Source organism: Mesorhizobium sp. USDA 3734 (assembly GCF_056279665.1).
Genome location: NZ_JBWCCW010000001.1, coordinates 2446134 through 2458354, shown reverse-complemented (window position 1 = coordinate 2458354; position 12221 = coordinate 2446134). Strand labels below are relative to the sequence as shown.

15 protein-coding genes are annotated in these 12221 nt (G+C 62.8%); 8 read left to right on the top strand and 7 right to left on the bottom strand.

Annotation, left to right across the window (positions count from 1 at the left end; translation table 11 throughout):
• The first annotated feature begins 203 nt into the window (after window positions 1-203).
• Together ACZ89F_RS11730 and bmt are read left to right on the top strand one after the other, a co-directional pair.
• Complete coding sequence (locus ACZ89F_RS11730; RefSeq protein WP_476092035.1) at window positions 204-1061, top strand: helix-turn-helix domain-containing protein; 858 nt, start codon at window positions 204-206, stop codon at window positions 1059-1061.
• A 119-nt stretch (window positions 1062-1180) separates the two neighbouring features.
• Entirely contained in the window at window positions 1181-2203 is a 1023-nt protein-coding gene (bmt, locus tag ACZ89F_RS11725; RefSeq protein WP_476092033.1) for a betaine--homocysteine S-methyltransferase, read from the top strand.
• 17 nt (window positions 2204-2220) lie between these two features.
• On the opposite strand, the gene ACZ89F_RS11720 is transcribed toward bmt, so the two are convergent.
• From ACZ89F_RS11720 to ACZ89F_RS11710, 3 genes are all read right to left on the bottom strand, one after another.
• Window positions 2221-2487, bottom strand: a complete 267-nt coding sequence (locus tag ACZ89F_RS11720; RefSeq protein WP_476092032.1) for a hypothetical protein — start codon at window positions 2485-2487, stop codon at window positions 2221-2223.
• 359 nt (window positions 2488-2846) lie between these two features.
• The gene (locus ACZ89F_RS11715; RefSeq protein ID WP_476092030.1) at window positions 2847-4994 is read right to left on the bottom strand and encodes a vWA domain-containing protein; all 2148 of its coding nucleotides are present in this window, start codon (window positions 4992-4994) and stop codon (window positions 2847-2849) included.
• Window positions 4995-4996: 2 nt separating this feature from the next.
• Complete coding sequence (locus ACZ89F_RS11710) at window positions 4997-5557, bottom strand: RNA polymerase sigma factor (protein ID WP_476092028.1); 561 nt, start codon at window positions 5555-5557, stop codon at window positions 4997-4999.
• 156 nt (window positions 5558-5713) lie between these two features.
• Between ACZ89F_RS11710 and ACZ89F_RS11705 the strand changes: the two genes are divergently transcribed.
• Genes ACZ89F_RS11705 through ACZ89F_RS11680 form a run of 6 tightly spaced genes read left to right on the top strand, consistent with a single transcriptional unit; the run spans window position 5714 to window position 8038 of the window.
• Entirely contained in the window at window positions 5714-6037 is a 324-nt protein-coding gene (locus ACZ89F_RS11705) for an ArsR/SmtB family transcription factor (RefSeq protein ID WP_476092026.1), read from the top strand.
• Window positions 6034-6444, top strand: a complete 411-nt coding sequence (locus ACZ89F_RS11700) for an SRPBCC family protein (protein ID WP_476092024.1) — start codon at window positions 6034-6036, stop codon at window positions 6442-6444. Before ACZ89F_RS11705 ends, ACZ89F_RS11700 begins: the two co-directional genes overlap by 4 nt.
• A gap of 57 nt (window positions 6445-6501) precedes the next feature.
• On the top strand, window positions 6502-6723 hold the full coding sequence (locus tag ACZ89F_RS11695; RefSeq protein WP_476092022.1) for a hypothetical protein: 222 nt from the start codon (window positions 6502-6504) through the stop codon (window positions 6721-6723).
• An 11-nt stretch (window positions 6724-6734) separates the two neighbouring features.
• Window positions 6735-7169, top strand: coding sequence for a DUF1801 domain-containing protein (locus tag ACZ89F_RS11690; protein ID WP_476092020.1), 435 nt, complete (start codon window positions 6735-6737; stop codon window positions 7167-7169).
• Between the two features lie 29 nt (window positions 7170-7198).
• Window positions 7199-7591 carry a VOC family protein gene (locus ACZ89F_RS11685; protein WP_476092018.1) on the top strand — a complete coding sequence of 131 codons (393 nt, stop codon included), beginning with the start codon at window positions 7199-7201 and terminating at the stop codon, window positions 7589-7591.
• A gap of 42 nt (window positions 7592-7633) precedes the next feature.
• The gene (locus tag ACZ89F_RS11680; RefSeq protein WP_476092016.1) at window positions 7634-8038 is read left to right on the top strand and encodes a DUF1801 domain-containing protein; all 405 of its coding nucleotides are present in this window, start codon (window positions 7634-7636) and stop codon (window positions 8036-8038) included.
• Between the two features lie 7 nt (window positions 8039-8045).
• Here the strand turns inward: ACZ89F_RS11680 and ACZ89F_RS11675 are convergent, their stop codons facing one another.
• From ACZ89F_RS11675 to ACZ89F_RS11660, 4 genes are all read right to left on the bottom strand, one after another.
• The gene (locus ACZ89F_RS11675; protein WP_476092014.1) at window positions 8046-9224 is read right to left on the bottom strand and encodes a BaiN/RdsA family NAD(P)/FAD-dependent oxidoreductase; all 1179 of its coding nucleotides are present in this window, start codon (window positions 9222-9224) and stop codon (window positions 8046-8048) included.
• A 110-nt stretch (window positions 9225-9334) separates the two neighbouring features.
• Window positions 9335-10072 (bottom strand): dienelactone hydrolase family protein, encoded by a 738-nt coding sequence (locus tag ACZ89F_RS11670; protein WP_476092012.1) that lies wholly within the window; start codon window positions 10070-10072, stop codon window positions 9335-9337.
• A gap of 105 nt (window positions 10073-10177) precedes the next feature.
• Complete coding sequence (locus ACZ89F_RS11665; protein WP_476092010.1) at window positions 10178-11482, bottom strand: CynX/NimT family MFS transporter; 1305 nt, start codon at window positions 11480-11482, stop codon at window positions 10178-10180.
• Window positions 11479-12156: a FadR/GntR family transcriptional regulator gene (locus ACZ89F_RS11660; protein WP_476092008.1), complete on the bottom strand. Its 678-nt coding sequence runs from the start codon at window positions 12154-12156 to the stop codon at window positions 11479-11481. The genes ACZ89F_RS11665 and ACZ89F_RS11660 overlap by 4 nt, the downstream gene beginning before the upstream one ends.
• Window positions 12157-12221: the final 65 nt, after the last annotated feature.

The following is a 12221-nucleotide window of genomic DNA, read 5'->3' as shown; positions in this document are numbered from 1 at the left end:
CGGAACCCCAATTGGTTCCTGACAGCATTGTGTCAGGAGAAATGATTCGACTCAACGAGACAAAGTGCACAAACTGTTGCGATTGCGCATTTTTGACCGCACATGTTATACATTGTAAACAGACTTAGGGATTCATTTACGCCTGAGGCACGCCCAGAGGGGCTTCGGCGCAAATTTTTCCTCATTCGGCCTGGAGCACGGACATGGACAAGCGCGACCTGTCGACGATCTTCCGCGAACGCCTGAAAATGCTCTTGACACGCTCCGACCTCAACCAGTCGGCCTTCGCGACCGCGGTTGGCATCGACCGCTCGGCGCTGTCGCAGCTGCTGTCGGGCGCCTCGACCCGCCTGCCGCGCGCTGAAACGCTGCTCAACATCGCCGCCGAGTTCAAGGTCTCGCTCGATTGGCTTCTCGGCCTCAGCCAGGACGAGGGCCTCACCGGCGAAATCCGCGAGAGCCTGGAGATCGAGGAAGCGCCCGACGGCTTCGACCGCACGCTGCTGGCCAAATGGCATGCCGAGGCGGCGGGCACCAAGATCCGCTACGTTCCGGCCGGCATTCCCGACCTTCTGCGCACCGAAGCGCTGGTCGACTACGAAGCGGGCATCACCAACAAGAGCCGCCTCGCCCAGGCCGGCGAAACGCAATACCGCATCGACTATAACAGGCGGCCGGAAACCGACATGGAAGTTTGCATGCCGCGCCACACGCTGGAGATCTTTGCCCGCGGGCTGGGTGTCTGGGACCGTTTCCCGGAAGCCGACCGCCGCGCCCAGTTGCTGCACATGGCGACGCTGCTCGACGACCTCTACCCGACCTTCCGGCTGTTTCTCTATGACGGGCGGATGCGCTATTCGATCCCCTACACCATCTTCGGCCCCTACCGTGCCGCCATCTATGTCGGCGACATGTATCTGGTGCTTAACGCCACCCAGCCGATCCAGACGCTGATCCAGCACTTCGACAATCTGATCCGCGCCGCCGACATCAATGCACACGAGGCGGCCGGCTTCGCGCACAGACTGGCCGGTATGTCGTTCCCGACAGGCACTGCCTGAGCTTCGGCAATCACCGTGAGGATCCCTCCGATTTAGCGATGTCACGGGGGCAAATCATTGACTACACATAAAGACTTCTTTATATCCTTATTCGACTTCGAAACATGAAAGCCAATCCGATGACGACCACCAACCCGATCGATGCGCTGCTGGCTGAAAAGGGCGTGCTGCTGGCCGATGGGGCCACCGGCACCAATTTGTTTGCCATGGGTCTGGAGGCCGGCGAGGCACCCGAGCTGCTGAACGAGACGGCGCCCGACACCATCACCAGCCTGCACCAGAATTTCGTCGATGCCGGCGCCGACATCATCCTCACCAATTCCTTTGGTGGTACCCGTCACCGCTTGAAGCTTCACCATGCGCAGGACCGCGTGCATGCACTGAACAAGCGCGCCGCCGAGCTTGCACGCGCCGTCGCCGACAAGGCCGGCCGCAAGGTGATCGTCGCCGGCTCGGTCGGCCCGACCGGCGAATTGCTGGTGCCGCTCGGCGCCATGACCTATGACGAGGCGGTCGACGCCTTCGCCGAGCAGATCGAGGGTCTCAAGGAAGGCGGCGCCGAAGTCGCCTGGATCGAGACCATGTCGGCTCCCGACGAGATCCGCGCCGCCGCCGAGGCTGCCATCCGCGTCGGCCTGCCCTACACCTACACCGGTTCCTTCGACACCGCCGGCCGCACCATGATGGGCTTGCTGCCGAAGGATATCCATGGGGTCGCCGATGGCTTGTCGCAAGCGCCGCTCGGCGTTGGCGCCAATTGCGGCGTCGGCGCGTCCGACATCCTGGCCTCGCTGCTCGATATGACCGAGGCGAAGCCGGAAGCGACGGTGATCGTCAAGGGCAATTGCGGCATTCCGGAATTCCGCGGCACCGAAATCCATTATTCCGGCACACCCGAACTGATGGCCGACTATGTCAGGCTCGCCGTCGATGGCGGCGCCAAAATTATCGGCGGCTGCTGCGGCACCTCGTTCCAGCACCTTGCCGCCATGCGCAAGGCGCTCGACGCGCACACCAAGGCGGATCGTCCGACGGTTGCCGCGATCGTCGAGCGCATTGGTCCGATGCGCAACAAGGTGGCTACGGAAAACACCGCCGAGACCAGCGAAGCCCGCCGCGAGCGCCGCCGCAGCCGGGCCTGACCTTATCGGTTTTTCGACTATTCGCTGTTGTCGGCGTAGCTCGACTGCGCCGACTTGAAGTCGACCACATTGTCGCCGCGCATCGTCATCAGCGCACCAGATGAAACCGGATCGGTGATCTGCTCCAGCATGACGCGGAAGCGGTCGTTGGTCAGCGCCGACATGGCGGTGTTGCGCGCCTGCGCGACATCGTCGCTGATACGCCTGGATTCTGACGATGGGGCTGATGGAACCGAGACGTCCCGTGCCGGGGGCGTCGAGTTGGCGATACTTCTGATCTGCAATTTCGGCTCCCTCAAGCCCAGTACACCTGTCCCGTGTAACAAGAGGGAGTTGCGATCCGGTACCGGAAATGCCGTGCAATTTAACGACCACAAACGCTGCGCCCAGGATTCGTTGAGATTCAGGTCAGGCCCGAGCCGAAAATGGTGTCTTCCGAGAACCGGAGCGGAGCGTATTTTTGGGTACGTGAGCACCGGAAGCGCAGGAAGGCACCATTTGCAGGCCGGCATCACCTGAATATCGGCGAATCCGAAAAAAAGGCCGGCAAGGGAAAGATCCCTCGCCGGCCTGCCTCACCCGCCCGCGGTCGGTTTCCCGTATCAGAACGATCCCATCTGAAAGAAACCGGCCGTCATCACCACTACCGGTTACCACCCAGCGCCGAGGCAAGGCGCACAAGCGAGAGGAACTCGGACCTGTACCCAAACGGGTCGGCTCCTCGAGCGGCAGTGGCGATCTCCATGATCTTGTCGTAACCGAACTTCGCGGTCGCATCCTCGTCGCGCAGCTTCTGGCCGAAGGCGGCGACAGCGACCGAGAAACGCTGGTCGGTGCTGGCCTGGTCGAACGATGATACCTCGTTGGCGGAGGTCACCGGCGTGGTGATCAGCTTCGAGACGTCTTCATTCGGCAGCTTGTAACGGATCTTGACGAAGGCATATTCGTCCGCATTGGCGACGCCGCCATTGTTGACCGTAGCCTGGCCATAACGCAGCGGATCGATCTGCTCTGCACCGCTGCCCTTGGGCGTGATCTCATAGATCGCGGTGACCGAGTGGCCCGAACCGATGTCGCCGGCATCGACGCGGTCATTGTTGAAATCCTCGCGGTTGAGCGCCCGGGTCTCGTAGCCGATCAGGCGATATTCCGAGACCTTGTTCGGGTTGAACTCGACCTGGATCTTCACGTCCTTGGCGATGGTGAACAGTGTCGAGGACGCATCCTCGACCAGCACCTTTTCAGCCTCTGCCAGCGTGTCGATATAGGCGGCGGTGCCGTTGCCGTTCTGCGCGATGGTCTGCATCATCTGGTCATTCAGATTGCCGCGGCCGAAGCCGAACACCGACAGGAAGACACCGGTCTTGCGCTCGCTCTCGATCAACCGCTTGAGGTCGTCATCATCAGTCTGGCCAACATTGAAGTCGCCGTCTGTGGCCAACATCACACGGTTGACACCGTCCTTGACGAAGGATTTTTGCGCCAGCCTGTAGGCTTCCTTGATGCCCGCCTCGCCAGCCGTGCTGCCACCGGGCGTCAGATTGTCGATGGCACTGAGGATCTTGTCCTTTTCGGACGCCTTGGTCGGCTCCAGCACTGTGCCGGCGTCACCCGCATAGGTGACGATCGAGATGGTGTCGTCCGCCTTCAGCTTGCTGACCAGCAGCCGGAAAGCCGATTTGAGCAGCGGCAGCTTGTCGGGCTCGTCCATCGAACCCGAGACGTCGATCAGGAAGACCAGATTGGCCTTCGGCTGCTCGGTCGGCTTGACGTCGAAACCCTTGATGGCGACGTGCATAAGCCTGGTCTGCGTGTTCCACGGCGTCGGCATCACGCTAACGGTCGAGTTGAACGGCGTCGAAGCCGAGTCCGGACCCTTCCAGTCATAGGGGAAGTAGTTGATCATCTCCTCGACGCGCACCGTATCGGCCTGCGGCAGGTACCCCTGCTTCAGGGAACTGCGCACGAAGGAATAGGAGGCCGTGTCGACATCGATCGAGAAGGTCGAGACCGGATCCTCGAGTGCCGCATGCACCGGATTTGTCTTGAAATCCTCGATGCGGTCGCGGTTTTCCGGTTGCGGCTGCATTTGGTCGGCCGGCAAGGTCGACGGCGGCTGCACCATCAGCTTGGACTCGGCCGGCATGCGGGCGGCCCGAGAGGTGCTGGGCGCGCTTGTGGTGCCGTCCAGCGCAAACTCGCCCGTCGGGGCTGGCGCAGGAGGTGCAATATTCATGATCACTCTTCCGGTGCCAGAGGCATCCTGGCGGGGAGCGCCCGTCGCCGATTCCTGTGCCGCACCGCCGGCAACGGTCGATTCGGATTTCGGCGGCGAGGCCGGCGCCACAAGCGCATCGGTGGCGTCACGGCTTTCGACATCGGCGTCGGCCTTCTTGTCCTTCGCCAGCTCGGTGGGAGCCGGCTTCGGCTCGGCGGTCGTCGGCTTCACCGTCGCCGGCTTGTCGGCCAGCGTCTCGCTGATCTTCTCGTCGCCGCCGAATTTGGGCGGCTGATCCCTCAGCAGATGGAAGGTGGCGTATCCGGCGATCGGCAGGGCGACGAGCCCGGCAAGGGCCGGCGTGGCAATGAGTTTCTTTTGCATGATCTCGCTCCAGAGCTTTTGTGCTCGCTCTGTGAGACGAAGCCCGCCAGCCGATCCTTGGGTGACGGCAGAAATATTTTCCTGATCGTATGCGCGCAGGGCGGCTTCGAAAGCACGTGCCTTGGCGTCCTGGGCGGGCGCCGGCGCCGCGATATCACGCAGTCTCTCGAGTTCGTTGTCGTCGACCATGGTCACACTTCCCCGGCCGAGCGCATCAGCGTCTTCAGCCGTTTCTTCGCTTCATGGATGTGCCAGGAAACCGTCGTCTCCGAGATCGCCATCGCCTCGGCGGCGGCCGCGTGGCTCAGGCCCTCGCCATAGACCAGCAGCACCGCGTCGCGCTGCTTGTCCGGCAGTTGCCGAACCGCTGCCCAGAGCGCCTCGGCCGGGTCTTCCGGTTCGACCGACGCTTCGCCCGAGATCAGCGCATGGACGCCATAGGCCTCGGTCTTGACGGTCTCGCGCGCGGTCTTGCGCATCATGTCGCGCGCGGCATTCATCGTCACGGAATAGAGCCATGTCGTGAAAGCGCCGCCGCCGCGATAGTCGCGGATCGCCTTGCCGAGCCGGACGCAGACTTCCTGGGCGATGTCTTCGGCATCGGCCTTCCTGCCGCACCAGCGATAGGCGGCGCGATAGACGAAGTCATAGTGACGCTCCAGCAATGTGCTGAAGGCCCCCCTGTCTCCGCCCTTCGCCCGCCCGATCAGTTCGGCGTCGGAGGCTTCGCTTTCATCCAGCATCATCGCCATCATTTGCCTGTTGGACGAAGGCTAATGGCCAATCCTTGGGGTAATGGAAAGATTTTTTTGGAAACGGGTGGATCGTGACCACCCGCGCTCCCGCTTGACATATACATATCTCGGCGGTTATACGTCAATCAATAGCCATCGGGTTATCGATCCCAAATGACCAACGCTCACGATGTCCTCTTCAGAACACTCTCCGATCCGACGCGCCGGGCGATCTTCGAGCGCCTGTGCCGCGAGGGCGAGCAGACAGTCGGCGCGCTGACGGCTCAATCCGGGGTTTCGCAGCCGGCGGTGTCGAAGCATCTCGGCCTGCTCCGGCAGGCCGGGCTGGTGCGCGACCGCCATGAAGGACGGCAGACCCATTATAGCGCCCAGCTCGCAGCACTTTCCCCACTAGTCGACTGGACGAACCAGATGAACGCGTTCTGGCAGACCCGGTTCGACGACCTCGAAAATTTGCTCAAAAGAATGGACCAATGACCAACACTGCGACCGAAACGCGCTCCGTCGTCGTCGAACGTGAGATCCCCTATCCGCCGGAGAAGATCTGGCGCGCGCTCACCCAACCGCATCTGATCGAGGAGTGGCTGATGAAGAACAACTTCAAGCCAGTCGTGGACCACCGCTTCAATCTCAGCGCGGACTGGGGCGGCGTCGACTGTCAGGTCCAGACGGTCGAGCCCAACAAAACGCTGTCCTACACCTGGGACACCAAGGATCTCGAGAGTGTGGTCACCTGGACGCTCACAGCTACGAGCACGGGGACCCATCTGCGCATGGAGCAGACGGGCTTCCGGCCGGATCAGCAGCCGTACTACCGCGGCGCCACGGTCGGATGGCAGAAGTTCCTTACCGCCCTGGAGGATGTCCTGGCGCGGCTGGATTGAAACACGCCTGCAAGCGGATCGCAGGTCCGCTTCGGCTCGCTTTGACGGGAGGTGCCATTGGACTGGAACAAGTGGATCCGGCAAATTCATCGCTGGCTGTCGATCATCTTTACGCTGACCGTCATCGCCAACTTCGTCACCATGGCATTTGGGCAGCCTCCCGCCTGGGTGGTCTACTCGCCGCTCTTGCCGCTCTTCCTGCTGCTGTTCAGCGGCCTGTACATGTTCGTGCTGCCCTATGTCGCCAAGGAGCGCGGCGCGCAGCGTGCCGGCGGATAGGAGTGGGCAGAATGGCCAAGACGCTGGGACAATCGACCAAGGCTGCGCCGGTCCTGCTCTCGGGCGGCAACCCGCAAATCGCCAAGGGCGACGGCGACGCCCCGGTGCAGGCCTACATAGCCGCAATGCCGGGCTGGAAGCGCGGTCTCGGCGAGCGCCTCGACGCGCTCATCGAGCGAAACGTGCCCGCCGTCCGCAAGGCCGTGCGATGGAACTCGCCCTTCTACGGCATCGAAGGCCAGGGCTGGTTCGTGTCGTTTCATGTCTTCACCCACTATTTGAAGGTGACCTTCTTCAGCGGCATGTCACTGCAGCCGATACCGCCGGGTGGCACGATAAAAAGCAAGGACGTGCGCTGGATCGACATCCGCGAAGACCAGTTCGACGAGGCGCGGATGGCGGACTGGATCAAGCAGGCGTCCGCGCAGCCCGGCTGGATCCCGTAACGACCGAATACGACAGAGGAGAAAGTGCGATGAAGATCAAGCTGACCAGCGTGTACGTGGACAACCAGGAAAACGCACTGCGCTTCTACACCGACGTGCTGGGCTTCACCAAGAAGGCCGATTTCAGCAATGGGCCCTATCGCTGGCTTACCGTGACCTCAGCCGACGAGCCTGATGGAACCGAGCTGCAGCTCGCGCTCAACGACAATCCGGCCGCCAAGGCCTATCAGGAAGCCATCTTCAAGCAGGGCCAGCCCGCGGTCATGTTCTTCACCGATGACGTCAAGGGCGACTACGAGCGCATCAAGGCGAAGGGTGGCGCGTTCATCAAGCCGCCGACCGAGGTGACCGGTTCGACCATCGCCCACCTGAACGACAGCTGCGGCAACCTCGTTCAGATCACCCAGCTGGCGCGCTGGTGACGAGCGGCGGTTGAAACGCGTCGAGATACAGGAAGGCACCCAATGAGCCCATCCGAACAGATCGACCAGCTGATCGCCGGCCTCTCGGACTGGCGCGCCGAGACGCTCGCCGGCATCCGCAAGACCATCCTTGCAGCCGACCCCGACATCGTCGAGGAGTGGAAGTGGATGGGCAGCCCGGTATGGTGCCTCGACGGGAACATCGTGGTCGGCAACGCCCACAAGGACAAGGTGAAGCTGACCTTTTCCCATGGCGCAAGCCTGGCGGATCCCGACAAACTGTTCAACAACGGTTTTGGCGGAAAGGTGTGGCGGGCAATCGATCTTTTCGAGGGAGACGGGATCAATGAAGGCGCTCTCAAAGAGCTCGTCCGTGCCGCCGTCGACTACAACCGGGCCAAAAAGAAGAAAGCGCCCGCGGCTGCTCCGGTGAAAGCAAAGAAGTAACGAGCCCCTAGGCCGCCTGGCCCGCCACCCAACCCGACGACCACGCCCACTGGAAATTGTAGCCGCCCAGCCAGCCCGTGACATCGACGGCTTCGCCAATGACAAACAGGCCCGGCACGGATTTCGCCTGCATCGTCTTCTGGTCGAGTCCGTTGGTGTCGACCCCGCCGAGCGTCACTTCGGCGGTGCGGTAGCCCTCTGAACCGGCAGGCTTGATGCGCCAGTCATTGACCGCGGCGGCGACGGTTTTGATCTGGGCGTCGGAAAGATCGGCGAGGTTGCCGTCGATCCCGGTGCGCTCGGCGATCGACTGTGCGAGCCGCTTCGGCAGATGGTTTGCCAGCACCGTCTGCACCGCTTGCCGCCCATTGCCGCGCTTGGCGGCACGAACAAGGTCCGCCACATCAACTCCCGGCAGCATGGCGATGCGGATTTCATCGCCCTCGCGCCAATAGGAAGAAATCTGCAGGATGGACGGCCCGCTGACGCCGCGATGCGTAAACAGCATCGCTTCGGAAAACCGCGTCTTGCCGCAGGCGACTTCCGCGTCGACGGCGTTGCCGGCCAGGGGCGCCAACCGCTCGAGCGTGTTTGCATCGAAGGTCAGCGGCACCAGCGCCGGCCGCGTTTCGACAATGGCAAGGCCAAACTGTTCAGCAAGCTCGTAGCCGAAACCGGTCGCCCCCATCTTGGGGATCGACTTACCGCCGCAGGCCACAACAACGGACTGGCAAGTGACCGTGCCCGTGGAGAGGGTGAGCACAAACCCCTCCTCGGTCTTGCGGACATCCTCAACCTTGGTCGACAGTGCCAGCTCCGCGCCTCTGCTCTGCATTTCCAAGACCAGCATGTCGATGATCTGGCGTGCCGAGCCGTCACAGAACAGCTGTCCCAACGTCTTCTCGTGATAGGCGATGCGGTGGCGTTCGACGAGGGCGATGAAATCGCGCTGCGTATAGCGGCTGAGCGCCGAAATGCAGAAATGCGGATTGCCCGAGAGAAAATTCTTCGGGCTGGCATGGATGTTGGTAAAATTGCACCGGCCTCCGCCGGAGATGCGGATTTTTTCGCCAGGCGCCGCCGCGTGATCGAGGATCAGCACCGAACGGCCGCGCTTGGCCGCCTCCACGGCGCACATCATTCCGGCGGCACCCGCGCCGATGATCACGACATCATAGGATTGCATCAGGCTATTCGTTCCCGCTCGATCCGCTCATCTGGGGTCGCGCCATTCATGCTGCCTGATACCTCGAACGGGACGGGCAGCCAACAGACAAGAACAGCCGAACGAAGGGCTCAGATCAGTGTCTCGGCGAACAGCGTCGTCAATCGCTTCCAGTGGCGTTCCGCACCTGCGGCATTGAAAACGCTGTGATCGGGTACGCACCAGCCATGCGCCATGCCGGCATAGTTCTCGATGACATGGTCGACTTCCGCAACCCTGAGCGCCTCGGCCAGTCGCGCCGACTGTTCCGGCGGGAAACTTCTGTCGACACCGGATGTGCCGACATAGGCACGCGCCTTGATGGAGGCCGCCTTGCGATGCGGGCTGTCAGCGGCGTCGCTGGCCAGATTGCCGCCATGGAAACTCGCCGCTGCTTTTATCCTGTCGGGATAGGTTGCGGCGGCATTCAATGCCCGGGCGCCACCCATGCAGTAACCAACGGTGCCGATCGGCCCGGTGATGCCCTCGGCAGCAAGCGCATCGAGGAAAGCGCCGCTGTCGCTGATGGTCATATCCTGTGAGGTGCCGGTGACCAGCGCCATCAGCGCTGCCTTGGTCTTTTCCTCGACGAAGGCAGTCTTGGCGTCGAAGGGCCCGTAGGGCGCGTTGCGGTAGAACAAGTCGGGCACCAGCACCGCATAACCTTCATTCGCCAGCCGCTCGGCCATGCTGTCGAGCGCCGGCCGCGGACCGAAGGCGTCCTGATAGAGAATGACGCCGGCCCTGGCCGAAGATACGTTTGCCGAGCGGAAAAGCCCTGCTTTGGCAACGCCATCCCTGGTCTTGATCTGAAGGTCCTGTTTCGTCATCGCCCGCTCCGTTCGATTGATGCGCGATACATATCCGGCCAAGCCGATACGGCAAGGCGTTCCCTGAACCTGACAGTCAACATTTCGTGCAGGATTGGTGACGCGCTATCGGTCGTCGGCGCGCACGGTCCGTGCGCCCACATGCAGCGCGCGGCCGGCACCGAGGCCCATGATGGCTACGCCAAGCCCGAGCGCGACGAACAGGAAGGCCGTTCCCGAAAAACTGCCGGTCCAGCCGCGGATGAGGCCCACCAGCAGCGGGCCGAAGGCCGCAAGCACATAGCCGACGCCTTGCGCCATGCCAGAAAGATGGGCCGCGACATGCGAATCCGGCGAACGCAGCACGATCAGGCTCATGGCAGCCGCGATCAGGCCGCCCTGCCCGATGCCTTGCAGGACCGCCCAGAACAGCACGGTCGAGGTCGGTGCGAAGAGAATGCCGAGCAGCGCAATCACTGCTGTTGCAACGAGTGCCACATTGATGCCGCGCTGGTCCTTCAGCCGCATCGCAAAGGACGGCACGGCAAGGCACGTGATGACCTGCGCCATCACCGACACCGAAACCATGGCCCCGGCGGTGGCGGCATCGAAGCCGCGCTCCCGCAGGATCGGCGCCAGCCAGCCGAAGATGCAATAGGCAAGCGCCGACTGCAGCCCCATGAACAGCGTGACTTGCCAAGCCAAGCGATCGCGCCAAAGCCCGACGACGCGAAACCCTTGATGGCTCACCTGCCGGCGGCTGCCCAGCGCCTGCGGAATCCAGATCAGCAGCACGATCAGCGTCGGCACCGCCCAGGCCGCGAGCGCTCCCGACCATGAACCGGTGATAAAATGCTCGATCGGCAGGGTGAAGCCGGCCGCCGCCGCCGAACCGGCGCACAAGGCCATGGTGTAGAGCCCGGTCATGATGGCGGCCCTGTCGGCGAAATCACGCTTCACCAGGCCCGGCAGCAGCACGTTGCCGATGGCAATGGCGCCGCCGGCCAGGAAGGTTGCGACGAACAGCAGGGGAACCGATTCGAACCAGCGCAGTCCGGTTCCCAGAACCAGCAGCGCGAGTGCGCCGAGCAAGGTGCGTTCAGCCCCATAGCGTTGGGCAAGTTTTGGCGCGAAGGGCGCGAACAGACCCAGGCACAAGACGGGCAACGTCGTCAGCAGGCTGGCGCCTGTCGTCGAAAGCCCGGTTGCCTGCATCACTTCGGGCAACAGCACCGACAGGCTGGAAAACAGAGGCCGCAGGCTGAAGGCGATCAGCACGAGGCTCGCGCCAAGCACGATACGCGCGGCACGGCTGCGCAGTTCAGGCGGCTGCGGCACGGGCAGGCTGTCGGCTTCCGCATCGATGAGTTCCAGACCCTTGATGGCCTCGGATTGCGGCTTCGAGTCAGGGTGACGAAAACTCTGGTTCATTGCGAAAGCAGTCTTTCAAGTTGGGCAAGCACCGGCGTCATGAAGGCGCGGACGGCGGCAACCGCGCGCTCGGGATCACTCGCGGCGATGGCGTCGACGATTGCCGCGTGCGCTTGCTGGTCCGGTTCCGGCAGACCGCCGTCGAGGGTGGCATGGATGGTCTCGGTGATGGCGGCGGTGAAGAAGTCGTAGAGCTCCATCATCGCTCTGTTGCCGGACGCAGCGACAACCGATTTGTGAAAGGCGAGATCGCGGCGGATGAAGGCATCGCTTCCGCCGTCAGCGACGGTGCCGCGCTCGGCAAGCAATTGCCGCATCCGCTCGAGATCATCAGGCGTATGACGCAAGGCGGCGAGCCGTGCGGCCTCGAGGTCCAGCGCTGCCCGCGCCTCCCATTGATCGCGCAGGCCGCTGCGCTTGACCCGGTCGAGCGCGGCCGATGAATCAACGGTCGAGCGCACATAAGTGCCCGAGCCCTGGCGCGTATCCAGCAATCCCTGCGAGACTAGCACCCGCACCGCTTCACGCACCGTGCCGCGGCTGACCGACAAAAGATCGGTCAGGGCTACCTCATTGGGAATACGCTCGCCGACGCCCCAGCGGCCGCTGACGATCTCGGCACGCAAGCTTTCGGTGGCGCTGTCGGTAAGATTGGTTCTGATCGCGGGTTGCATCGGCCTATTCATCAAGTCATCTGATGACTTGATGAATAGGCCTACTGCAGTTGGCCGTCAAGCTA